This window comes from Pseudomonas sp. PAMC 29040 (genome assembly GCF_003994535.1).
GTDB lineage: Bacteria > Pseudomonadota > Gammaproteobacteria > Pseudomonadales > Pseudomonadaceae > Aquipseudomonas > Aquipseudomonas paraversuta.
In genome coordinates, this window is sequence record NZ_RZAA01000006.1 from 16537 (window position 1) to 40126 (window position 23590).

Annotated in this window: 22 protein-coding genes; 15 read left to right on the forward strand and 7 right to left on the reverse strand. The window is 59.6% G+C overall.

Annotated features, from left to right (window positions below; genetic code table 11):
• Positions 1-42 precede the first annotated feature (42 nt).
• The 4 genes from WG29040_RS12170 to WG29040_RS12185 all read left to right on the forward strand — a co-directional run bounded on the left by WG29040_RS12170 (position 43) and on the right by WG29040_RS12185 (position 3853).
• The gene (locus WG29040_RS12170; RefSeq protein WP_127196210.1) at positions 43-846 is read left to right on the forward strand and encodes an alpha/beta fold hydrolase; all 804 of its coding nucleotides are present in this window, start codon (positions 43-45) and stop codon (positions 844-846) included.
• A gap of 66 nt (positions 847-912) precedes the next feature.
• Positions 913-1767 (forward strand): alpha/beta hydrolase, encoded by an 855-nt coding sequence (locus WG29040_RS12175; RefSeq protein WP_003441611.1) that lies wholly within the window; start codon positions 913-915, stop codon positions 1765-1767.
• Between the two features lie 144 nt (positions 1768-1911).
• Positions 1912-2730 carry a DUF4892 domain-containing protein gene (locus tag WG29040_RS12180; RefSeq protein ID WP_003441613.1) on the forward strand — a complete coding sequence of 273 codons (819 nt, stop codon included), beginning with the start codon at positions 1912-1914 and terminating at the stop codon, positions 2728-2730.
• 73 nt (positions 2731-2803) lie between these two features.
• Positions 2804-3853: an AI-2E family transporter gene (locus WG29040_RS12185; RefSeq protein WP_003441615.1), complete on the forward strand. Its 1050-nt coding sequence runs from the start codon at positions 2804-2806 to the stop codon at positions 3851-3853.
• Between the two features lies 1 nt (position 3854).
• Here the strand turns inward: WG29040_RS12185 and WG29040_RS12190 are convergent, their stop codons facing one another.
• The 3 genes from WG29040_RS12190 to WG29040_RS12205 form a co-directional block, all read right to left on the reverse strand.
• Complete coding sequence (locus WG29040_RS12190; protein WP_003441617.1) at positions 3855-4325, reverse strand: RNA methyltransferase; 471 nt, start codon at positions 4323-4325, stop codon at positions 3855-3857.
• Positions 4326-4490: 165 nt separating this feature from the next.
• Positions 4491-4865 (reverse strand): YajD family HNH nuclease, encoded by a 375-nt coding sequence (locus WG29040_RS12200; protein ID WP_003441620.1) that lies wholly within the window; start codon positions 4863-4865, stop codon positions 4491-4493.
• A gap of 52 nt (positions 4866-4917) precedes the next feature.
• The gene (locus WG29040_RS12205) at positions 4918-5604 is read right to left on the reverse strand and encodes a spermidine synthase (protein ID WP_010656469.1); all 687 of its coding nucleotides are present in this window, start codon (positions 5602-5604) and stop codon (positions 4918-4920) included.
• Positions 5605-5686: 82 nt separating this feature from the next.
• On the opposite strand from WG29040_RS12205, the gene WG29040_RS12210 reads away from it, so the two are divergent.
• The gene (locus tag WG29040_RS12210; RefSeq protein ID WP_003441625.1) at positions 5687-5983 is read left to right on the forward strand and encodes a hypothetical protein; all 297 of its coding nucleotides are present in this window, start codon (positions 5687-5689) and stop codon (positions 5981-5983) included.
• Positions 5984-6030: 47 nt separating this feature from the next.
• Here WG29040_RS12210 and WG29040_RS12215 read toward each other — a convergent pair whose 3' ends face one another.
• Positions 6031-8076, reverse strand: a complete 2046-nt coding sequence (locus tag WG29040_RS12215) for a S9 family peptidase (RefSeq protein WP_127196212.1) — start codon at positions 8074-8076, stop codon at positions 6031-6033.
• A gap of 100 nt (positions 8077-8176) precedes the next feature.
• Between WG29040_RS12215 and WG29040_RS12220 the strand changes: the two genes are divergently transcribed.
• The 6 genes from WG29040_RS12220 to WG29040_RS12245 all read left to right on the forward strand — a co-directional run bounded on the left by WG29040_RS12220 (position 8177) and on the right by WG29040_RS12245 (position 12560).
• A complete protein-coding gene (locus WG29040_RS12220; RefSeq protein WP_029612604.1) occupies positions 8177-8671 on the forward strand; it encodes a hypothetical protein in 495 nt (164 codons plus the stop codon).
• Between the two features lie 36 nt (positions 8672-8707).
• On the forward strand, positions 8708-9484 hold the full coding sequence (locus tag WG29040_RS12225; protein ID WP_003441631.1) for a class II glutamine amidotransferase: 777 nt from the start codon (positions 8708-8710) through the stop codon (positions 9482-9484).
• Positions 9485-9496: 12 nt separating this feature from the next.
• Positions 9497-10030, forward strand: a complete 534-nt coding sequence (locus WG29040_RS12230) for a DUF2937 family protein (protein ID WP_003441633.1) — start codon at positions 9497-9499, stop codon at positions 10028-10030.
• Between the two features lie 159 nt (positions 10031-10189).
• The gene (locus tag WG29040_RS12235; RefSeq protein WP_003441635.1) at positions 10190-10942 is read left to right on the forward strand and encodes a 5-oxoprolinase subunit PxpA; all 753 of its coding nucleotides are present in this window, start codon (positions 10190-10192) and stop codon (positions 10940-10942) included.
• Complete coding sequence (locus WG29040_RS12240; protein WP_127196213.1) at positions 10939-11643, forward strand: allophanate hydrolase subunit 1; 705 nt, start codon at positions 10939-10941, stop codon at positions 11641-11643. Before WG29040_RS12235 ends, WG29040_RS12240 begins: the two co-directional genes overlap by 4 nt.
• Positions 11640-12560, forward strand: coding sequence for a biotin-dependent carboxyltransferase family protein (locus tag WG29040_RS12245; RefSeq protein ID WP_003441639.1), 921 nt, complete (start codon positions 11640-11642; stop codon positions 12558-12560). The genes WG29040_RS12240 and WG29040_RS12245 overlap by 4 nt, the downstream gene beginning before the upstream one ends.
• 48 nt (positions 12561-12608) lie before the next feature.
• Here WG29040_RS12245 and WG29040_RS12250 read toward each other — a convergent pair whose 3' ends face one another.
• Both WG29040_RS12250 and WG29040_RS12255 read right to left on the reverse strand, forming a co-directional pair.
• Positions 12609-13787: a VWA domain-containing protein gene (locus WG29040_RS12250; RefSeq protein WP_003441640.1), complete on the reverse strand. Its 1179-nt coding sequence runs from the start codon at positions 13785-13787 to the stop codon at positions 12609-12611.
• A gap of 21 nt (positions 13788-13808) precedes the next feature.
• A complete protein-coding gene (locus WG29040_RS12255; RefSeq protein WP_003441642.1) occupies positions 13809-14654 on the reverse strand; it encodes a MoxR family ATPase in 846 nt (281 codons plus the stop codon).
• A gap of 206 nt (positions 14655-14860) precedes the next feature.
• On the opposite strand from WG29040_RS12255, the gene cysK reads away from it, so the two are divergent.
• From cysK to WG29040_RS12275, 3 genes are all read left to right on the forward strand, one after another.
• Positions 14861-15835, forward strand: a complete 975-nt coding sequence (gene cysK / locus WG29040_RS12260) for a cysteine synthase A (protein WP_010656467.1) — start codon at positions 14861-14863, stop codon at positions 15833-15835.
• Positions 15836-16101: 266 nt separating this feature from the next.
• Entirely contained in the window at positions 16102-17040 is a 939-nt protein-coding gene (locus tag WG29040_RS12265) for an aspartyl/asparaginyl beta-hydroxylase domain-containing protein (RefSeq protein WP_003441646.1), read from the forward strand.
• A gap of 336 nt (positions 17041-17376) precedes the next feature.
• The gene (locus WG29040_RS12275) at positions 17377-18240 is read left to right on the forward strand and encodes a DMT family transporter (protein WP_127196215.1); all 864 of its coding nucleotides are present in this window, start codon (positions 17377-17379) and stop codon (positions 18238-18240) included.
• A gap of 67 nt (positions 18241-18307) precedes the next feature.
• Here WG29040_RS12275 and WG29040_RS12280 read toward each other — a convergent pair whose 3' ends face one another.
• The gene (locus tag WG29040_RS12280; RefSeq protein ID WP_003441650.1) at positions 18308-19210 is read right to left on the reverse strand and encodes a DMT family transporter; all 903 of its coding nucleotides are present in this window, start codon (positions 19208-19210) and stop codon (positions 18308-18310) included.
• Between the two features lie 349 nt (positions 19211-19559).
• Here WG29040_RS12280 and hrpA point away from each other — a divergent pair, with 349 nt between their 5' ends.
• On the forward strand, positions 19560-23474 hold the full coding sequence (gene hrpA, locus WG29040_RS12285; RefSeq protein ID WP_127196216.1) for an ATP-dependent RNA helicase HrpA: 3915 nt from the start codon (positions 19560-19562) through the stop codon (positions 23472-23474).
• Positions 23475-23590 lie beyond the last annotated feature (116 nt).

A 23590-nucleotide genomic window follows, 5' to 3' on the forward strand; every position in this document is an offset into this window, starting at 1 on the left:
CTGCAGACAATAAGCTGGACTCTCTACTTATGGACGCCTTGTATGTCTAGGCAGATTTTTTTCGCCCATGCCAACGGCTTCCCTTCTGCTACCTATGGCAAGTTGTTCGATGCTCTGACCCCGGACTTCAACGTGGCATGCCTGCCACAGCACGGGCATGACCCGCGTTTTCCGGTGGATGACAACTGGCACAACCTGGTCGATGAGCTGATCTTCCACCTGCAGCAGCAAGCCGGACCGGTACTGGGCGTTGGCCACTCTTTGGGCGGGATGTTGCACCTGCATGCGGCAATCCGTTGTCCGCATTTATACAAAGGCGTGGTCATGCTTGATTCGCCGGTGCTGACGCTTACCGACCGGTGGGTGATTCGCGCCGCCAAGCGTTTTGGCTTGATTGATCGCCTGACTCCGGCGGGACGTACTTTGGGGCGGCGTGAAGAGTTCGCCGATCGCGAGACCGCCCGTGCCTACTTTGCGGGCAAGTCGCTGTTTCGCAGTTTTGATCCTGACTGCTTCGAAGCGTACCTGGAGCACGGTTTGCAGGCCGTCGACGATCGCTTGCGCCTGAGCTTCGACCCGGCGACCGAGATTAATATTTACCGGGGCGTCCCCCACACCAGCCCCGGGCGCGCCTTCCAGTTGCAAGTGCCGCTGACGGTCGTGCGTGGACGCGACAGCCGGGTAGTCATGAGCCATCATGCCAAGGCCGTGGCGCGCATGCCCAACGGTGAGTCACTGAGCGTACCGGGCGGGCACATGTTCCCGCTGGAGCAGCCGCAAGACACCGCTGTATTGCTCAAACAGATTTTTGCCCGCTGGGAGCCCGGGGCTGTTGCAGTTTCGTAGTGTTCGGGTCATGGCCGCAACGGCGTCTCATCGCCCTTAACCTCAAGTCTTTGAAGAGCATGTCCCATGAGTCCTGTGGTTGAAGAAGTACGTCTGAGCCTGCCGCATATTGAACTGGCTGCGCACATGTCTGGCCCGCCGGACGGTCTGCCGGTAATTGCCCTGCACGGCTGGCTGGACAACGCCAACAGCTTCGCCCGGCTGGCGCCAAAACTGCCGGGCTTGCGCATCGCGGCACTGGACTTTGCCGGCCATGGTCATTCAGATCACCGCCCGCGCGGGGCGGGCTATAGCTTGGCCGATTACGCCTTTGATGTGCTGTGCGTGGCCGAGCAGCTGGGTTGGGAACGGTTCGCCCTGTTGGGGCACTCGTTGGGGGCGATAGTTTCGGTGGTGATTGCGGGTTCGTTTCCCGAGCGCGTCACGCACCTGGCCTTGATTGACGGGATCATGTTGCGCAACGGCCCGGTAGAGGGTACGGCTGAGCGCATGGGCCAGGCCCTGCAAGCGCAGCTTGATCTGCAGCACAAGCGCAAGTCGGTGCATCCGACGCTCGAACGAGCCATTGAGGCGCGGATGAAGGGCATGGTGGCGGTTAGCCGCGAGGCGGCAGAACTACTCGCTCAGCGCGGTCTGATGCCCGTCCCCGGTGGTTATAGCTGGCGTAGCGACAGTCGCCTGACCTTGCCGTCGCCATTGCGTCTGACCGATGAACAGGCCATGTCCTTCATCCGGCGGGTGAATTGTCCTGGGACCCTGGTGGTGGCAGAACAGGGCATGCTGGCCAGTCATTCCGGGCTGCTGGATCAACTACCTTTCAACCTGGAACGGTTACCCGGTGGCCATCATTTGCACCTGAATGACGAGTCGGGGGCAGTCCTTGTTGCAGACTGTTTCAATCGGTTCTTCTCCGTTCCTTGACTTGCGGCGGTCAACTGCCGAGGCTTGGCGGGATGAAAGGGAGACAACCATGATAGATCTCTACACCGCTGCGACCCCGAAAGGCCATCCGGTCTCTATCGTGAGGATGCTGAACCACACCCTGCGTCTGTGCGAAGTACGCCGATGAAGCTACCCAATCGTTTGTTCCTGGCCGTGGGCCTGAGCTGCCTGAGCCCGCTACTGTGGGCTGCCGATGTGCCCGGCAGTCATGATTTGCAAGATGTGCCAAGGCTGGCAGATGCGCAAATTGTCGATTACACCGTGCAACCTGATATCGAGCGCATCTATCCGCTGGGTTCGATCCGCAAAATCAGTGGCCGTCTCCGATTTGAAGGCCAGGTCAATGCCCGTGGGCAGACGACCGCCATCACCTATGAGCTGCCCGCTGAACACTCGGCCAATGAAGCCTTCACTGCTGCCCGTGAAGCCTTGCAGGCCAAGGGCGCCGAGTTGCTGTTCTGGTGTCAGGCGCGCGATTGCGGTGAAAGCAGCCTTTGGGCCAATGAAGTATTTGGCAACTCCAAGCTGGTAGGCTCCGACGAGCAACAGTCCTATCTGTTGCTGCGCCGTGCGGCTCCGGATCAGAACCAGCTTGTGGCGCTGTACAGCATCAATCGCGGGTCGCGCAAAGCCTACCTGCATGTCGAGCAGCTTGAATCGAGTGCCGATCTGGGCGAGTTGTTGCCCACTTCGGCCACCTTGCAGCGCCAGCTCAAAAGCACCGGCAGGCTGGATTTGCCCACCCTCACCGGTGAGCCCGATGCACCGTGGCTTACGTTGATATCCCGGGCATTGAATCTCGATACTACCTCCCGGGTCAGTTTGACCGGAAACCAGGCCGCAGCCTGGCGTGATGCCCTGATCAAGAGCGGGGTGCGGGCGGCGCGCATTGAGCTTGGCGACAGCCAGACCCAGGGGCTGCATGTGGAATTACTGCGTTAACAATTTGTAAGCGGCGGTTACACTTCAGGTAATCGCCGTCCCTCTTTTCATCTCAATTCTCTGCGGAACACACATGCTCAATAACGATCGCCTGCTGGTGCAGATTCTGCTTCTGGTGTTGTTCGGTGCCAGTCTGTGGGTGATGGCTCCTTTCTGGTCGGCCTTGTTCTGGGGCGCGGTGCTGGCGTTTGCCAGCTGGCCCCTGATGCGCCTGCTGACACGGGCGCTCAAGGGCCGTGAGTCGCTGGCTGCGGGCATCCTGACCTTGGGCTGGATGCTGCTGGTGGCAGTGCCGCTGGTATGGCTGGGGTTCAACCTGGCAGACCATGTGCGCGACGCTACCACCTTGATCAAGGATGTTCAGCTCGAAGGCTTGCCGGAGGCCCCGACCTGGCTCGCCGGCATTCCGCTGGTCGGCGAACGCCTGGTGGGGCTCTGGAACACCATCGATGAGCAGGGCGCAGCCATGCTCATGGCGGTAAAACCGTATCTGGGGCAGGTGGGTAACTGGCTATTGGCCCGCAGCGCGCAGATTGGCGGCGGCATCCTGGAACTGACATTGAGCATTGTGTTCGTGTTCTTTTTCTATCGTGACGGCCCGCGCCTGGCGAGCTTCGTGCATCGTCTGCTGGAACGACTGATCGGCGACCGTGCCGACTACTACCAGGAATTGGTGGCGGGCACGGTCCAGCGTGTAGTCAACGGTGTGATTGGCACCGCGGCCGCTCAGGCGCTGCTGGCGCTCATAGGCTTTTTGATCGCCGGGGTTCCGGGTGCGCTGGTGCTGGGCCTGGCAACCTTTCTGCTCAGTCTGATTCCCATGGGGCCACCGCTGATCTGGATCCCGGCCACCGCCTGGCTGGCCTGGAAGGGTGACTACGGGATGGCGATTTTCCTCGGGATCTGGGGCACGCTGGTTATCAGTGGTGTCGATAACGTACTCAAGCCGTACCTGATCAGCCGGGGCGGCAACCTGCCGCTGGTGATCGTCCTGCTCGGGGTGTTTGGCGGGTTGATAGCATTCGGCTTTATCGGTCTGTTTATCGGTCCTACCTTGCTGGCTATCGCCTACAGCCTGCTGCTGGACTGGAGTGCCAGCCAGCAGAACAAGGGCAAGGTCTGACTTAGCCGAACTTTGGCCCGGAGCGGGTGTTATTGCCCTTGGCCAAACGGTCGTAAAGCACCACATTGACCGTGGCTGCAAGGTTCATGCAGCCAGTGGTCGGGATGTAAATAACGTCTTCGCACCACTCCAGCACGTCTTTACCCAGCGACCCGTCTTCCGGGCCGAAAATATAGATCGCCCGGTCCGGGTGGGTGTACTCCGGCAAGGAGCGGGCGCCCTCTACCATTTCGACAGCGACGGGAATGCAGCCCAGCGGGATGATCTTTTTCAGGTCGTCGATACCGATCAGGGGGATGTCCTGATGGATTTTCTTGGTGTCGGTGACGAAGTCGCGGGCGCGTTCATAGCGTTTTCCGGTGTAGAACACCGACGCCACGTTGTAGCAACCAGCCGCACGCATCACCGAGCCGACGTTTTCCGGTGATTTGGGGTTATACAAACCAATGCAGCTGTACCGTTTGTTTGCCACGTGCCGTTGCCCTTCAGAAAAAAGACGCGAGTATACCGGCATTGTCTGTGGATCGGGGGGCACGTGGTCTGTTGCGGGAGCCGGCTTGCCAGTGCTGCAAGCCCTCGGTTTTGACTGTCATCCCGGGGCGCAGCCATCGCTGGCAAGCCAGCTCCCGCACAGGCACTACTCGTCTTTTTTCATCAGCCCGGCCAGCGCGGCAAACGGGTTGTGGGTCGCCTTGGCGATTTTCGGGCTGCTGGTGGAGCTTTCCGAAAAGTACTGTTGATCGGTGTAACGCGAGTGTTCGTTGTCGTGGCAGTACAGGCACAACAGCTCCCAGTTGGAACCGTCTTGCGGGTTGTTGTCGTGGTTGTGATCGCGGTGGTGGACAGTCAGTTCGCTCAGGCGCTTGCCGGCAAACTCACGGGCGCAGCGGCCACATACGTGGGGATACATTTTCAGGGCTTTGTCGCGATAGCCCATTTCGCGGTCACGCTGGGCATCGGCCAGGATGCGATCCAGCTTGGCAGTGTGGGACGGTGGGTTGGCCGAACTCATGGGTTCACCTTTTAGGACGAATGACGGTTATGTCGTGAAGTTTAGCTGTTGATCAGCCTTTGATTTTTTCAGCAATCCAGATCGTGTGCCGGGTGCCCTTGTTGCCATGGGCGAATACCTGGACTTCTTCGGCTTTGAAGCCGGCTTTGCGCAGCTTGTCCGAGAACTGTTTGTCAGCACTGGCTGACCATACCGCCAGCACGCCTTTTGGCCGCAGGGCCTTGGCGCAGGCACTCAAGCCACCCGCCGAGTACAGCCAGCTGTTGGCTTTTTGGGTCAGGCCTTCGGGGCCGTTGTCGACGTCGAGCATGATCGCATCAAAGCCGTTGGGCTCGGCTTGCAGCACCTTGGCCACGTCTTCCATGCGGATAACGGTGCGCGGGTCCTGCAGCGGGTTGCCCGATTTCTCGCCCAGGGGGCCGCGGTTCCATTCCACGACGCCAGGCACCAGCTCGGCCACCACCACTTCGGCGGTCTTGCCCAAATGCTTGAGGGCCGAGGCCAGGGTGAAACCCATGCCCAGGCCACCGATCAACACCCGCGATTGCGGGCGCCCGGCGACTTTACGGCAAGGGATTTCGGCCAGTGCATCTTCGGAGCCGTGCATGCGGGTGTTCATCAACTGGCCGCCGTCACCGCCCTGAATTTTGATCACGAAGTCTTCGCCGTACTCGAACAGGCACAAGGCACCGCCGTTTTCAGGGATCGGGGTGGTGTCGAGCAGAACAAAACGTTTCATGGAAGTCTCATAGAAGGGGACAAAAACAACTGGTTACGAGTAGCCTGAAGGCAGACAAGCCGGTCTGGCAACGGAGTGATTGATGAAACGCACTATTCTAACGGTCATTGTGTGGAGCGCGCTCTCGATAAGTGCGGCCCATGCAGTTGAACCGACCATCGTTCCGAGTGCGCCAGTGACGCCTGCACCGGGTTCACCGGGTACCGCTACGCCAACGCCCTATCCGCAAATCACGCCACGTGCCGTGCCCAAGCCTGTCAGCGGGAGTGGCAGCCTGATTGCACTGCCTCCGATCGAGCTGCCGCAGCCGCCGCCCAAAGACCAGCCGCTGCCGGGGCTGGAGCCTAAAGACCCGAAATCCAAAGCCCCGGCCGACTGATCACAGATTGCCTGTGAGCACTGGCAAACCAGCGCTCACTGTGTCTGTTAAATCCCCAGCACCTTGAACACAAACGCGTACTCCAGTGCCACGTCGCGCAGGCCTTGATAACGCCCGCTCATGCCGCCATGGCCGGCATCCAGCTCGGTCTTGAGCAGCAGCAGATTGTCGTCGGTCCTGGTGGCGCGCAGCTTGGCCACCCATTTGGCCGCTTCCCAGTACTGCACACGGCTGTCGTTGTAGCCGGCAATCACCAGCATCGCCGGGTAGGCCTGCGGTGCGACGTTTTCATAGGGCGCATAGGCCTTGATACGGGCATACACCTCGGGGTCCTGCGGGTTTCCCCATTCGTCGTACTCAGTGACAGTCAACGGCAGTTCAGGGTCGAGCATGGTGTTGAGAACATCGACAAACGGGACTTCGGCAATGGCTGCCTTGAACAGTTCCGGTCGCTGGTTGAGCACTGCGCCAATCAGCAGGCCGCCAGCGCTGCCGCCGCTGATCACCAACTGGTCCGAGCGGGTCAGGCCTTTGTCGATCAGGTGTTCGGCACAGGCGATAAAGTCGCTGAAGGTGTTGTGCTTGTATTCCTGTTTGCCGGCGCGATACCAGGCTTCGCCCAGTTCCCCGCCGCCGCGCACGTGGGCAATGGCAAAAGCGACCCCGCGCTCGAGCAAACTCAGGCGGGCATGGGAAAACCATGGGTCGAGACTTTCGCCATAGGCGCCATAGCCATATAGATAAAGCGGCACAGGTTTGCCCAGCGCATTACGTTTGACCACCAGGCTGATCGGCACTTGCGTACCGTCCGGTGCCGTGGCCCACAAGCGCTGGCTTACATAGTCATCGGCATTGAACGGTCCCAGAACCGGGGTTTCCTTGAGAACGCTTTGCTCGCCGGTGGCCAGGGTGAGCTGGCGCACTTGTGCCGGGCGATTCAGTGACTCATAGCGCAGGCGCATATGCTGACTGTCAAATTCCAGGCTGTCTTGCACATACAGGCTGTAGGCCGCGTCCGGTAATTGCACGCGATAGGCCGGCAAGCCATCGGGACGGACTTCGATGATCGGCAGACCGCCTTCGCGCAGGCTCAGGCACAAGGCATGGGCGTTCAGGCTCAAGCCTTCCAGCATCACACTGTCGTCATGGGCGATCAGCAATTGCCATTCGTTGCGCGTTGGTACATCGCCAAACGCGTAATACAGGGCAAAGTTGATCCCGTCCTGGTTGGTACGCACAAACCAGGCCCATTGCCCTTGGTACAGCCCATGGTCAACGCTGTAGTCGTGGCCTTCGACCCGGGGTGCCAGGCAGTTGAAAGCCCGTTGCGGATGATCGGCATCCAGCACCCAGCTTTCGCTGGTGGTTTTGCTGTTAAGCAGCAGGATCAGCTGGCGCTCGGAGCTCGAACGATAGCAATGCAGGAAAAAACGCCCGTCCGGCTCATGAAACACTTCATGCGCAGCGGTTTCGCCCAAGGTATGGCGCCACAGTTTGTGCGGACGATGGGTCTCGTCCAGTTCTGCGAAAAACAGGGTCTGGCTGTCGTTGGCCCAGGTCATGCTGCCATCGCAGTCGGTGAACGGCAGCTCGCTGACTGCGCCGCTGCTCAGCTCCTTGACGAACAGGCGGTAGGTTTCTTCGCCGCTGGTATCCAGGCTGTAGGCCAGACGCTGTTGATCTGGGCTGATGCTGAAGGCGCCCAGGGAAATAAAGCCGCCATCGGCGAGGGCGTTCGGGTCCAGCAGTAACTGTTCGGCGTTTTCGTCTACCTGCTGGCTGCCGTCAGCCGGGCGCGGGCAGCGGTAGTGACGGGCGTACTCGTCGCCGGCGATGGTGCGCGTGTAATACAGATACGGACCCCAGGGGGAGGGGAGTGACAGATCAGTCTCGCGAATCCGGCCCTTGATCTCTTGAAACAGTGTCTCACGCAGTTGCGCCTGGTCGGCCAGCTGCGCTTCCTGATAGGCGTTTTCGGCTTTCAGGTAGTCTAAAACTTCTTCGCTGTCGCGATTTTGTAACCACGAATAGGGGTCTGAGCCCTGGACCTTATGTGCGACAGGGGCGCTGTTTGCGTAGGCTGATTCGGTCATTGAGCGTTCTCTGAAACCTGCATGAAAAGAAGTGACGCTGACGGCGGTGCAGCCGCATTGCCTAAAAGCCGTTATCATAGCGCCTCATTGCCTGCCGACCATGGATACCATGACCGAGAACGACTATCTGATCGCCTGGGGCCTTTATGCCTTTGCCGCTTTGGGCTGCCTGCTCGTATGGTGGCGCCTGACCCGCTTTATGTGGCGCTGGTTGCGTGAGCCTTTACGCGTGTTAATGGCGGTGTTGCTGTTGAGCCCGACCATTATCGACCCGGTAAAAGAAAAATTTGCTCCTGCAGTGGCCATCACTGCCCTGGACCTTGCGTTCAAGGTGGGCAATAACGCCTGGCGCGCGGTGTCGGACCTGTTGATGTACGCCATCTTTGCACTGTGCCTGTATGCGGTTTTTGTGCTGATTCGCTGGCCCATTGAGCGTGCCCGCAAGGCGCGTCAGGCGCAAGCCGCCGCCAACCAGCAGGCGCACCACAGCGACCCTGAAGACGACCAGCCTTTCGGCCCTGCTGGCGATGACCGTTTTGTCCGCCCGGCAGCACCCCGTGCTGCGGGCCCGTCGCGGGTTGAGCCGCGGTTGTAATCCTTTTCCGTTGAGCTTGAATGCGAGAGTGCGAGCGTGTGTGAATTATTGGGCATGAGCGCCAACGTCCCGACCGATATTGTGTTCAGCTTTACCGGCCTGATGCAGCGTGGCGGGCGTACCGGCCCGCATCGCGATGGCTGGGGCATTGCCTTCTATGAAGGCCGTGGCCTGCGTCTGTTTCAGGACCCGGCTGCCAGCTGCGACTCCGAGGTCGCGTTGCTGGTGCAGCGCTACCCGATCAAAAGCGAAGTGGTCATTGGCCATATCCGTCAGGCCAACGTCGGCAAAGTCTGCCTGTCCAATACCCACCCGTTTGTCCGTGAACTCTGGGGCCGTAACTGGTGCTTCGCGCACAACGGCCAGCTGGCCGACTTCTCCCCGAGTACCAGCTTTTACCGTCCGATCGGTGATACCGACAGTGAAGCCGCGTTCTGCGATGTGCTGAACCGGGTTCGCCAGGCCTTCCCCGAACCGGTCGACGTCGAAACTATCCTGCCGGTGCTGGTCGCCGCTTGCGCCGAATTTCGCAGCAAAGGGGTGTTCAACTGCCTGCTCAGCGACGGTGACTGGCTGTTCTGCTACTGCTCGACCAAGCTGGCACAGATCACGCGTCGTGCGCCCTTTGGCCCGGCACGTTTGAAAGATGTCGACGTGATTGTGGATTTTCAGTCAGAAACAACCCCGAACGATGTAGTCACCGTGATTGCCACCGAACCGCTGACAGAAAACGAAACCTGGACGCGTTACGAACCGGGTCAATGGAGCTTGTGGCGACGCGGTGAATGCGTCAGCCAGGGCACAACCGAATAAGGATGCGCCTGCATGTTTCTGAGCTATCTGCGGTTGGTGTTGTTTACGTTGGGCCTGTTGATCGGCGTGCAAGTGCCGGGGTTTATCAATGATTACGCCAACCGCGTCGAAGCTCACCTGATCGAAGCGCAAACCGGGCTGGCGGGTTTCCAGAACACCGCCAACCAGTTTTTCAAAGGCGATCTGCAAGCGCTGGTTGCGCATTACCGGGCCAGTGACGACCCGGTATTTCGCAGCGATGCCAACAGCCTGGGCACATTGCTCAGCCGCCAGCGTCTGCTCGACGATCAGTTCCAGGCCATGCAGGGGCCGTGGTACATGCGTGCACTGCAAGTGGCCTACGCGGCCGATCCGGCAATTCGTCAGGAAACCATCGACACCTACAGCTATCAGGTGCTGCTGTCACCGACCGCTATCGGCTGGGCGATGGCCGGGGCCCTGTTGTTTTCCTTCATCATCGAAGGCTTCCTGCGCCTGGTGGACTGGGTCGTCCTGGGCGGTAAACGCCAGCGCGAGCGAATTGCCCGCCGAGCACGCGACAGCTAATCCTGACCTGGGCCTGCAGAACAGCGGTTGGCCCGGCAGAAATTTAAGCAATCAACTTTTTCTTATCCCTGAGTCCGGCTTTTATTAGTTGGACGAACGGCGTGCTGCTGTCCAAAAATGCCTGCACCTAAACTATAAAAAGACCACAGGAGCATCGCCGTGAGCCGCCTGTTATTGAATTGCGATATTGGTGAGAGTTTTGGCAGCTGGACCATGGGCCTGGATGCCGAGGTCATGCCGTTTATTGATTGCGCCAACATTGCCTGCGGTTTTCACGCAGGCGACCCGGGCATCATGCGCAAAACCGTAGGTCTGGCGTTGGCCCATGATGTGAAAATCGGCGCCCACCCCGCGTATCAAGACCTCGCCGGCTTTGGTCGACGCTCCATGGCCTACTCGGCGCAAGAGCTGCAAGACCTGCTGCACTATCAGATCGGCGCTCTGGACGGCATCTGCCGCGCCCAGGGCACGCGAGTCAGCTACGTCAAACCCCACGGCGCCATGTACAACGACATGATGGCCAGCCCCGCACAGTTGCGGGCGGTGGTGCAGGCCGTGGCCGCTTACGACCCGGGCTTGCCGCTGATGCTGATGGCCACCCGCGACAACAGCGCGGCGCAAGCCATCGGTGATGAGTTCGGCGTGACTCTGTGGTTCGAGGCCTTTGCCGACCGCGCTTACGACAGTGCCGGGCGCCTGGTTTCACGGCAACTGCCGGGGGCGGTGCATCACGACGCCGAGATTATCGTGCAACAGGCCCTGACCATTGCGGCTGGCCAGCCTCTGGTGGCCAATGACGGCAGTGCCTTGCACCTGCACGCCAACACGCTGTGCGTGCATGGCGACAACGCCGGCTCGGTCGCCGCCGTGCAACGGATTCGCCAGGCCCTGAGCCAGCAGGCGCAGGGATGAAGCCGCGCATTGAAGTGGTGGCCATCGACTGCCTGATGCTGCGTCTGTTCGATGAAATTGCAGAAACCAACATGCCGTGGATGCTGGCTGCCAGCGAGCGCCTGCGCATTTGCTTCGCCGAGTATCTGACCGATCTGGTGCCGTCCTACACCACCTTGATGGTGCACTACGACGGCCTGGCACTGACGCCGGCCCAGGCCCGGGAGCGAATCGCCCAGGCCTTGACTGACCTGCGCCCGGAAACCCAAAACCTTGGCCAATGTCACGTACTGCCAGTGTGGTACGACCTGAGTGTGGGGCCGGAACTCGCCTTGCTGGCCAAGCGCACCGGCTGGTCGGTGAGCGAAGTCATCCGTCGTCACAGTGAGCATCAATATCAGGTCTTCGCCCTGGGCTTTGCCCCGGGTTTTGCCTTTATGGGGCTGGTCGAAGAAGCCCTGGCCGCACCGCGTCTGGCCACCCCGCGCAAACGTGTCGCCACCGGCAGCGTGGGGATTGCCGAGCGCCAGACCGCGGCCTATCCCGCGCAGTCGCCCGGCGGCTGGAATCTTATCGGCCGTACCCCGAGCGCATTGTTTGATCGCGAGCGCGAGGGTTACAGCCTCATGCAGCCAGGCGACAGGGTGCAATTCGCCCCTGTCAGCCGTGCTGAGTTTATCCGTCTAGGCGGTGATGACACGCCCCAGGAGGCCTTGGCATGAGCCGTTTACTGATTCAGGCCAGTAATCCGTTTTGCCTGCTGCAGGACGCCGGTCGTTTCGGCGTACGGCACCTGGGCGTGACCCAGGGCGGGGCTGCGGACTGGATGTCCATGGCCTGGGCCAACTGGCTGCTGGGCAACTCGCCAGACGCGGCGGTCATCGAAATCACCCTCGGCGGCTTATCTGTTATCGCCCGGGACGATTGCACGCTGGCTCTGGCCGGCGCAGATCTGGCAGCAGCGGTAGACGGACAAGCCTTGAAGCCCTGGCGCAGTTTCTCTCTGAGAAAAGGCCAGACCCTGACCTTCACTCAGCCGATGAGCGGTGCCCGCACCTATCTGGCCGCACCGGCAGGCTTTAGCGCCCCTCAAGTGCTGGGCAGTTGCTCCACAGTGGTTCGTGAGCAGCTCGGCGGCCCTGATGGCTTTGGCCGGGCGCTGGCGGCAGGCGATGAGCTGAGTTATGGCGGGGCTGCGCAGCCGTTGCGTGAACTGCCGTCCCGGTACTTGCCCGAGTTCAGTCCCAAGCCGTTGCTGGATGTGGTGCTGGGTGCCCAAATGGGTGCTTTCAGTGGTCAAAGCACCTTTGACGCCTTCAATAATCCATGGACCCTCGACAGTCGCGCCGACCGCATGGGCATCCGCCTGCTGGGGCCGGCACTGGTCTATCAGGGCGCGCCGATGATTTCCGAAGGTATCCCGCAGGGGGCGATTCAGGTCCCGCCGGATGGCCAGCCGATTGTATTGCTCAATGACCGTCAGACCATTGGCGGCTACCCGCGTCTCGGCGCCTTGACCCCGCTGGCGCTGGCACGTCTGGCCCAGTGTTTGCCGGGGGAAGTGGTGTACATGCGTCCGACCACCCAGGATGCGGCGCAGCGCCAGCAGGTGGCGTTCATGCAGCGGTTTGCCGAATAACAACCCAGCCTGCAGGAGCGAGGGTGTTCGCTCCTGCAGGGGGCATCATTACTTGGCCAGAAACCGCATCCCTTGTTCCAGACCGTCCGGCGTCAAGGGGTACATCCGGTCTTCGATAAGGTCGCGTACGATCCCGGTCGAAGCGGTGTAGTTCCACGTGTCTTTCGGGTAAGGATTAATCCAGATCAGCTTTTTGTATTTCTCCATGAAGCGTTGCATCCACTTGTAACCCGGCTCTTCATTCCAGTGTTCGACACTGCCCCCCGCGTGGGTGATTTCATAGGGGCCCATGGCCGCGTCGCCAATAAAGATCACCTTGTAGTCGGCGCCGTATTTGTTCAGCAGATCCTGGGTGGAAATACGTTCGACCTGACGACGCTGGTTGTTCTTCCATACCGACTCATAAATGAAGTTATGGAAGTAGAAGTACTCCAGATGCTTGAACTCGGTTTTACAAGCCGAGAACAACTCCTCGCAGATCTTCACGTGTGAATCCATCGAGCCGCCAATATCAAACAGCAACAGCAGTTTGATGTTGTTGCGCCGTTCAGGGCGCATCTGAATGTTCAGCAGGCCGGCATCGCGGGCGGTGTGGTCGATGGTGCCATCGATATCCAGCTCTTCTGCCGCACCCTGGCGGGCAAACTTGCGCAGGCGCCGCAGAGCCACCTTGATATTGCGCGTGCCCAGTTCGACCTGATCGTCGAGGTTCTTGTACTCGCGCTGCTCCCAGACCTTGGCGGCCTTGCCCTGGCGCGCGCCGGCGTCGCCCACCCGGATGCCTTCAGGGTGATAGCCCCCAGAGCCGAACGGGCTGGTGCCGCCGGTGCCGATCCATTTGTTGCCACCGGCATGGCGTTCCTTTTGCTCTTCAAGACGCTGTTTGAACGCTTCAATCAGCTTGTCCAGGCCCCCCAGCGATTGCAACTGCGCCCGGTCTTCGTCGCTCAGCGAGCGCTCGAATTCCTTGCGCAACCAGTCTTCGGGAATCAGGGCCTCAAGGTGCTCGTTGAGGTTCTGCAGGCCATTGAAGTAGGCGCCGAATGCGCGATCGAACTTGTCGAAATGACGCTCGTCCTTGACCAGGATGGTGCGCGCCAAATAATAAAATTCGTCCATGTCGGCGAAGGTCACGTGGTGCTTCAGCGCGTTGATCAAGTCCAGCAACTCGCGCACAGAAACCGGCACCTTGGCCGCCCGCATTTCATTGAACAGATTAAGCAGCATGCTTATCGCCTTCTGGAAAAATCAGCGATTAGCGCGACGGCTCATGAACGCCAGACGCTCCAGCAATTGCACGTCCTGTTCGTTCTTCACCAGAGCGCCGGCCAGTGGCGGGATGGCTTTGGTCGGATCGCGCTCGCGCAGCACGGCCTCGCCAATATTGTCGGCCATCAGCAGTTTCAGCCAGTCCACCAGCTCGGAGGTCGAAGGCTTTTTCTTCAGGCCGGGCACTTTGCGTACGTCGAAAAACACGTCCAGCGCTTCACTGACCAGTTCTTTCTTGATGTCGGGGAAGTGTACGTCGACGATCTTTTGCAGGGTGCTGCGGTCCGGGAAGCTGATGTAGTGGAAGAAGCAACGGCGCAGGAAGGCATCCGGCAGTTCTTTTTCGTTGTTGGAGGTAATGATGATGATCGGGCGCACTTTGGCCTTGATGGTTTCGTCGGTCTCGTAAACGTAGAACTCCATCTTGTCGAGTTCTTGCAGCAGGTCGTTCGGGAACTCGATGTCGGCCTTGTCGATTTCGTCGATCAGCAAAATGACCCGCTCTTCAGCTTCGAAGGCTTCCCACAACTTGCCCTTTTTCAGGTAATTGCGCACATCGTGGACTTTATCCACCCCCAGCTGCGAATCACGCAGACGGCTGACCGCGTCGTACTCGTACAGGCCCTGATGGGCCTTGGTGGTGGACTTGATGTGCCAGGTGATCAGCTTGCAACCGAAAGATTCGGCCAGTTGCTCGGCGAGCATGGTCTTGCCGGTGCCGGGTTCACCTTTGACCAGCAGCGGGCGCTCCAGGGTGATGGCCGCGTTGACCGCCAGTTTCAGGTCATCGGTGGCCACGTAGGCGCGGGTGCCTTCAAACTTCATCTGCAATTCCTCAAACCAAGACCCGGGCCCTGCAAGGGGCAGGGCGGGAGAACAAAAAAGTATGTCCGACTATAACGCGACGCCCGTCCGAGGTGAACGCAGACGCGCCATTCAGTCTCTGAATGGCGCGTCACGCCATGACTGGACGCCCGGGAACACGAGGCCTACCCTTGAGGCCTTCCCAAAAGGTGAATAAGGACCCCGCCATGAGCCGCATTTTTGTAGATAACGCGCACTCCATCGGTAACACGCCTCTGGTACAAATCAACAGTATTGCGCCCCGTGGCGTGACTATTCTGGCCAAGATCGAGGGCCGTAACCCGGGCTATTCGGTGAAGTGCCGGATCGGCGCCAATATGATCTGGGACGCCGAAAGCCGTGGTGTGCTCAAACCCGGCATGACCATCATTGAACCGACGTCGGGCAATACCGGTATCGGTCTGGCCTTTGTCGCGGCTGCCCGCGGTTACAAATTGATGCTGACCATGCCGTCCTCCATGAGTATCGAGCGGCGCAAGGTGCTCAAGGCGCTGGGCGCCGAACTGGTACTGACCGAGCCGACCAAGGGCATGAAAGGGGCCATCGACAAGGCTGCGCAGATCTGCAACAGCGATCCTGAGCAGTACTTCATGCCCCAGCAGTTCGAAAACCCGGCCAACCCGGCAATCCATGAGAAAACCACCGGGCCGGAAATCTGGAACGATACTGACGGCGGCATTGACGTGCTGGTGGCTGGAGTGGGAACCGGTGGCACCATCACCGGCATTTCCCGCTATATCAAACACACCCAGGGCAAGCCGATTCTGTCGGTTGCGGTAGAACCCATCACCTCGCCGGTCATCACCCAGGCGCTGGCCGGTGAAGAGATCAAACCGTCGCCCCACAAGATCCAGGGCATCGGTGCCGGTTTTGTACCGAAAAACCTCGATTTGTCGATTCTCGACAAAGTCGAACTGGTCAGTGATGACGAATCCAAGGCCATGGCCCTGCGTCTGATGCACGAAGAAGGCATCTTGTGCGGGATCTCATGCGGCGCGGCAATGGCTGTGGCAGTACGTTTGGCTGAAACCCCGGAAATGCAGGGCAAGACTATCGTTGTGATCCTCCCCGACTCGGGTGAGCGCTACCTGTCGAGCTACCTGTTCAGCGATATGTTCAGCGAGCAGGAATTACAGCAGTAAGCCCGTTTCCCAGGGTGCAGGCTTGCCAGCGATTCAGGCATCGTGGTGCTGTCGCAGGCAAGCCGGCCCCCGCCAGGCGGATGCAACTGACCCAAATCAAGCGCTCAGAGCTGCGACTTATGCACTATTGACTCGTTATTACGTCTTCCTTAACGCTGAATGTTGGATCAGGCGGGTTTTGCCCGGGGCCGGGAGTGTTTATCATGGCCGGCTGCCACGTTGCATGACAGACCGGGGCAGGTTGCCTATTTTCGAGGAGTTGTTGCATGACCTTATCCTTCGCCATCAAGGCAGGGTTGATACTGCTGTTTGTCGGCAGCATCCTTTACGTGCATTTGCGCGGCAAGGCGCGCCTGCCGGTGTTGCGCCAGTTCGTCAACCACTCCGCGTTCTTTGCGCCCTATAACGCCTTGATGTATCTGTTCTCCGGCGTCCCGTCCCGGCCCTACCTGGACCGCAGCAAGTTTCCCGAGCTGGATGTTCTTAAAGACAACTGGCAAGTGATTCGCGAAGAAGCCATGCACCTGTTCGATGAGGGCTATATCCGCGCCGCCGAAAAGAACAACGATGCCGGTTTTGGATCGTTCTTCAAAAAAGGCTGGAAGCGTTTTTACCTCAAGTGGTACGACAAAGCGCTGCCATCAGCCGAACTGCTGTGCCCCAAGACCGTCGAGCTGGTCAACAGCATCCCCAACGTTAAAGGCGCGATGTTTGCGCTGTTGCCGGGGGGCAGCCACCTCAACCCGCACCGTGACCCGTTCGCAGGTTCGTTGCGTTATCACCTGGGCCTGTCGACACCCAACTCGGATGCTTGCCGGATTTTCGTTGATGGCGAAGAGTATTCCTGGCGCGACGGCGAGGACGTGATGTTCGACGAGACCTACGTGCACTGGGTCAAGAATGAAACCGACATCACCCGCGTCATCCTCTTTTGTGACATCGAACGGCCGCTCACCAGCCCCCTGATGACGCGCATCAACCGCTGGGTCAGCGCTCAGCTGGGCAAAGCCACCGCTCCACAGAACACCGATGACGAGCGCGTAGGCGGCATCAACAAGGCCTATGCCTGGAGCAAGACGTTCAGCGACCGTTTCAGTGGTGTGGTCAAACAATGGAAGCGCCGTAACCCCAAACTTTACCGCGTGGCCCGTCCAATATTGGCCGTGATCGTGCTGCTGTTGTTATGGCGCTGGTTGTTCGGTTAAAGCATTGCAATTTGTATCGGGCGCTGGTTATAGTCAGCGCTCGATGAGCCCAAGCGCTCCGCATCTTCTCTCCAAAAAAGATCAGCCCATGCCGGTTTGCCTCTCCCACAGCGTTGTCGTTTCAGCAGTCTCTGCTGGCGTGGTGCCGTGCGCAAACCAGCAGCCTGCGCAGATCAGTCACTATCCCCCTCCTGTCAGCCGCACTGTGGCGTCGCCACCAGGTGTTGTTGTTGTCGCGGGCTGAACTGATCTTTCAGCTGCCCGTACCCGCCTGAAAAACCTCTGAACTTCAGCTTTGGCTGAGTTGGCTTTTTTGCCTGATGACAGGTGTTACCCATGTTTTCGATTTCTAAAGAGTCCGCGCTGGCGGCTGTTTCCACGAGCCTGTTCGTTCTGCTGTGGAGCAGTGGCGCCATCTTCTCCAAGTGGGGGCTGGCCCATGCATCGCCCTTTGCCTTTTTGTTGATCCGTTTTGCCATCGCCTTGTTGGCGCTGGTGCTGATAATCCCGTTGATGAAGTTTCAACTGCCCCGTGGCGTCAAGGGGATCAGCTATGCGCTGGCCACCGGTGTAGTGCTGTTGGGCGCCTATCAGATTTTTTACCTGCTGGCGCTGGATCTGAAAGTAACCCCGGGGGTGATGGCCACCGTGATGGGGGTGCAACCGATCTTGACCGCCGTGATCATGGAGCGGCGGCATTCCTTCAGTCGGTCTCTGGGGTTGCTGCTGGGGCTGGGCGGTTTGATCCTGGTGGTCTACCAGGGCATCGGTCTGGCAGGTTTGTCCTGGACTGGCATGCTGTATGCCTTGCTGGCACTGACCAGCATGACGGCGGGCACCTTGATGCAAAAGCGCATCACCCAAAACCCGCTGGGTACGCTGCCGCTGCAATACCTTGCAGGGTTGCTGGTATGTGCGGTGTTTGTACCGTTTCAGCCATTTCACTTCGAACACAGTGCCGGGTTTGTGGTACCGGTGTTGTGGATGGGGCTGGTGGTTTCAGTACTGGCTACCTTGCTGCTGTACCGGATGATCGCCAAAGGCAATCTGGTCAACGTCACCAGCCTGTTTTATCTGGTGCCGGCGGTGACCGCGGTGATGGACTATCTGATTTTCGGCAACAAACTGGCGGCTTTGAGCTTGCTGGGCATGGCGCTGATCATCATCGGGCTGGTGTTCGTGTTCCGTAAAACGGGCTGACACCCTGACCTGCAGGAGCGAGCTGTACTTGTCCCGCGATACAGCTCGCTCCTGCAGATCCGTGGACTCACGGGTTTACAGCTTTTGCCACTGCAGCAGGCTTGAGTACCAGCCATACCGCTACAGCGATCAGCAACCCGCCGTAGATATGTGCCATTGACAGCGGCTCATCCAGAAACAACGCGCCCCACAGCACGCCAAATGGCGGAATCATAAAGGTCACGGTCATGGATTTGACCGGACCAATGCTGGTCAGTAAGCGGAAGTACAGAATGTAGGCAAACGCCGTACAGACCAGTCCAAGGCCCAAAAGGGAAAGCCACACGCTTGCTCCGCCCCAACTGGCCGGCGGCTGGTTGATGGCGCTCAGGGCAAACAGTGGCAACAGAAACAGCGTGGCCCCGAGCATGCTGCCCAGTGCCGAAAGTCGGGGGTCAAGCCCGCCTTGCTGATCCAGCCAGCGGCGCGCCAGGAAACCGGCAAAGCCATAACAGGTGGTGGCCAGCAGACAGGCGAGGGCGCCCATCAGCAGATCCATATCAAATGCCACTGGCCCGGCACGCGTCAGGATGCCGACACCGAACAAGCCTAAAAACACACCGGCCATTTTGGTCGCAGTGAGTTTTTCGCTAAAGAACAACCCGCCAATCAGCACGCCCATCAGCGGTGTGGTCGCGTTGAATATTGATGAATAACCAGCAGGCAATACCTGGGCCGCCACCGAATACAACGTGGCCGGAATGCCCGAGTTGATTACCCCCAGTATCAAAATCACCTTGAGCTTACCGCCGAAATTCCAGCTCACGCGCATCAGCGCCAGAATCACCACCAGGCCGGTAGCGGCTATGGATACTCGAAAAAACGCGGTAGGAATGGTCCCGATCACCGGCGCAATAATCCGCATAAACAGAAAGCTGGCGCCCCAAATGCCTGCCAGTGACAGCATCCGTGCAATATCGACAAGTCTCACGGTGATTCCTTACAAGGTTTGAGCCGGGCAGTTTAGGGGATACAGCGCGCAAGGCAATGGCTGCCCGGGCGCAATATCCCTGTGCACGGACAACGCTCGAGGCCGGGGGGGCTGGCTACTGGTGACTGCCGGCAAGACCTGGTTTATCTGGGGGCTGGTGGCCCTGGCTGTTCTGGAACTGGCGGTGGCGGTGGCGGGAAAACCTCAGGCCACCGGCCGGCAGCTGCCCGCCTCCGAGTAACGGCGCCTTTGGCATGGATGCCATATCCAGCTGTAGATCCCGTTCACGGGGTGGGGCCAAATCTGCGACAATCCGCCCCCTGCATTTACGAAGACTTTTGCGCGCCTGATGACTGACGAATCGCCTGCTATCGACCAACTGTTGAAAAACCTTGATCAAGCCATGATTGCCGACCGCCATAAACTGCGTCGGCAATTGCATGAGCTGCGCAAAAAGCCTGACGACGTGGCCAAATTGGCCGCGTGGGCTGAGCGGGTGCAGGCGTCGTGCGCGCAGGTGAAAGCGCGGGCGGCCAGTGTGCCGCTGATTCGTTATGACGAAAACCTGCCGATCGCCGCCAAGCGCGATGAGATCAAGGCCGCGTTGCTCAAGCATCAGGTGCTGATTCTGGCCGGTGAAACCGGCTCGGGTAAAACCACCCAGTTGCCGAAAATCTGTCTGGAAATCGGTCGCGGTCAACACGGTTTGATCGGCCATACCCAGCCCCGTCGAATTGCGGCGCGCAGCGTAGCCAGCCGGGTGGCCGAAGAACTGGCCACGCCGTTGGGCGCGCTGGTGGGGTACCAGGTGCGGTTTGAGGATCAAAGCGATTCCAACACCCTGGTCAAACTGATGACTGACGGTATCCTGCTGGCCGAAACCCAGCACGACCGTTATCTGGAACGCTACGACACGATCATCGTCGACGAAGCCCACGAACGCAGCCTGAACATCGATTTTTTGCTGGGCTACCTGAAAATCCTGCTGCCGCGTCGTCCAGACCTGAAAGTTATCATCACTTCGGCCACCATCGATCTGGAGCGCTTCTCCAAGCACTTCAACGATGCGCCGATTGTCGAGGTATCGGGCCGTACCTTCCCGGTCGAGACTTGGTATCGACCGCTGACCTCGGAGCAGGATGAAGAGGGCAACAGTGTCGAGGAAGATTTGAGCGTCGACCAGGCGATCATTGCCACCCTTGATGAAATTGCCGCCTTTGAGCGCAGTGAACGCAAAAGCCCCGGCGACGTGCTGGTGTTCTTGCCCGGTGAGCGGGAAATTCGCGACGCCGCCGAGATGCTGCGCAAGGCGCAACTCAAGCACACCGAAATTCTGCCTCTGTATGCGCGGCTGTCACCTGCCGAGCAGCAGCGCATTTTCCAGTCGCACCCGGGGCGCCGCGTGGTGCTGGCAACCAACGTGGCTGAAACCTCGCTGACGGTGCCGGGCATTCGCTATGTGATCGACAGCGGCACCGCCCGTATCAGCCGCTATAGCTATCGGGCCAAGGTTCAGCGCCTGCCCATCGAAGCGATTTCCCAGGCCAGCGCCAATCAGCGTAAAGGCCGTTGCGGTCGGGTTGAACCGGGTATCTGTGTGCGTTTGTACGCCGAAGAAGACTTCAACGGGCGCCCGGAATTTACTGATCCGGAAATTCTGCGCACCAACCTTGCCGCCGTCATCTTGCAGATGTTGCATCTGCGTCTGGGCGAGATTACTGCGTTCCCGTTTATCGAACCGCCGGATGGCAAGGCCATCACTGACGGTTTCAACCTGTTGCAAGAACTGTCGGCAGTGAACCGCGAGAACCAGCTCACACCGCTGGGGCGTCAACTGGCGCGCTTGCCGGTGGACCCGCGCATGGGTCGCATGCTGCTGGAAGCAGCCAGGCTCGGCAGTTTGCAGGAAGTGTTGATTGTGGCCAGTGCGATGTCGGTACAGGACCCCCGTGAGCGTCCGCCCGAGCGCCAGCAAGCGGCGGATCAGGCCCACGCCCAATGGAAAGACGTTGACTCCGATTTCGCCGGGCTGATCAATGTCTGGCGCGGCTTTGAAGAGCAGCGCCAGGCCTTGACCGCCAGTCCGTTGCGCAGCTGGTGTCGCAAGAACTTCCTCAATTACCTGCGGCTGCGCGAATGGCGCGATTCACACCGCCAATTGAGTCTGATCTGCCGCGACATGCAGTTGACGGTCAATAAAGAACCGGCCGACTACCCCAAGCTGCACAAGGCGGTGTTGTCCGGCTTGCTCAGCCAGATCGGGCAAAAGACTGAAGAGGGGGATTACCTCGGCGCACGTCAGCGCCGGTTCTGGATTCATCCTTCTTCCGGCCTGGGTAAAAAACGCCCGCAATGGCTGATGACCGCCGAACTGGTGGAGACCACCAAGCTCTATGCGCGAATGGTGGCCAAGATCGAGCCGGACTGGATCGAGCCGCTGGCCGGGCACCTGATCAAAAAGAACTACTTTGAGCCGCACTGGGAGAAGAAGCGCGGACAAGTGGTGGCCTTTGAGCAGATCACCTTGTTCGGCCTGATCGTGGTCGGTCGGCGTGCCGTACATTACGGGCCGATTGACCCTGTGATGTCCCGCGAGCTGTTTATCCGCGAAGGTCTGGTGCGGGGCGAAATCCAGTCGCGGGCCAAATGCCTGACGGCCAATGCCCAACTGCTGGAGCAACTTGACGAGCTGGAGGCCAAGGCCCGGCGCCGCGATATTCTGGCCGACGAAGAAACCCTGTACGGGTTCTACGACGCGCGACTGCCTGCTGAAATTCATCAGACTGCCACCTTCGACAGCTGGTATCGCATCAACAGCCAGAAAGATCCGCAGCTGTTGATCATGCGTGAAGAAGACGTGCTGGCCCGTGAAGCCACTGAAATCACCGCCCAGCATTTCCCGGACACCCTGCATCTGGGGGATTTGACCCTGGAGCTGAGTTATCACTTCGAGCCCAACCATCCCCGGGACGGGGTGACGCTCAAAGTACCTGCGCCGTTGCTTTCGGTGTTGCCGCCCGAGCGTCTGGAATGGCTGGTGCCGGGCATGATCGAGGCCAAGTGCATTGCTCTGGTGCGCTGCCTGCCCAAGGCACTACGGAAAAACTTTGTGCCGGTGCCGGACTTCGTCAAGGCCGCCTTGCAGCGTATGGCCTACGGCGAAGGGTCGTTGCCCCAGGCACTGGGTCGCGAGCTGTTGCGCATGACCGGGGCGCGGGTGAGTGACGAAGCCTGGGCCGAAGCTGCGCAGCAGGTGGAAAACCACCTGAAAATGAATCTCGAAATTGTTGATGGCGAGGGCAAGTTTCTCGGCGAAGGCCGCGATCTGGCCGAGCTGACAGCACGCTTTGCCCAGGCCAGTCAGGCCGCGTTGGCGGTGCCGCAAACAGCGAAAAACCAGCAGCCGGTAGAGGCCAAGGTGTTTGCCCCGGTGGCTGAAAAAACCCAGCAGAAGATTGCCGGGTTGTCGATGACGGTTTATCCGGCATTGGTAGAAGAGGGCAACAGCGTCAAGGAAGGACGTTTCTCGACCCCGGCCGAGGCTGAGTATCAGCATCGTCGGGCGCTCCAGCGGTTGTTGATGCAGCAACTGGCCGAGCCGGCCAAATTCTTGCGCGCCAAGCTGCCGGGGCTGACCGAACTGGGCCTGTTGTACCGCGAGCTGGGCAGGGTCGAGAGTCTGGTGGAAGACATTCTGCTGGCCAGCCTCGACAGCTGCATCCTTGAAGGCGAAGCCGTGCTGCCGCGCGATGGTGCGGGCCTGGCTGCACTTGCCGAGCGCAAGCGCGGGGCCTGGACCGAGCACACCGAAAAGCTGGCCAGGCTGACGCTGGATATTCTCAAGCTGTGGCACGGGCTGCAAAAGCGCTTCAAGGGCAAGATCGATCTGGCTCAAGCGGTTGCCCTGAATGACATCAAGCAGCAGCTCGGCAATCTGGTGTATCCGGGTTTTGTCCGGGAAACCCCGGCAGTCTGGCTCAAGGAACTGCCGCGCTACCTCAAGGCCATTGAAATGCGCCTGGAGAAACTCCCCGGCCAGGTCCAGAAAGACCGGGTCTGGAGTGGCGAGCTGAGCGGTTTGTGGGCGCAGTACCAGGCCCGGGCCACCAAGCATGCCCAGGAAGGCAAGCGCGACCCGCAGCTGGAGCTGTATCGCTGGTGGCTGGAGGAATATCGCGTGTCGCTGTTCGGCCAGCAGTTGGGGACCAAAGTGCCGATTTCGGACAAACGCCTGAGCAAACAATGGAGCCAGGTGGACGCCTGAATACCCTGCAGGAGCGAGCGTGCTCGCGAGCTGTCTGGCGGCTTGAAAGCGCGCTCCTGCACAGATGGACGATCGTGAAGTAACGCCAAATGTTGGCGTTTATGGCAAACTTCGCT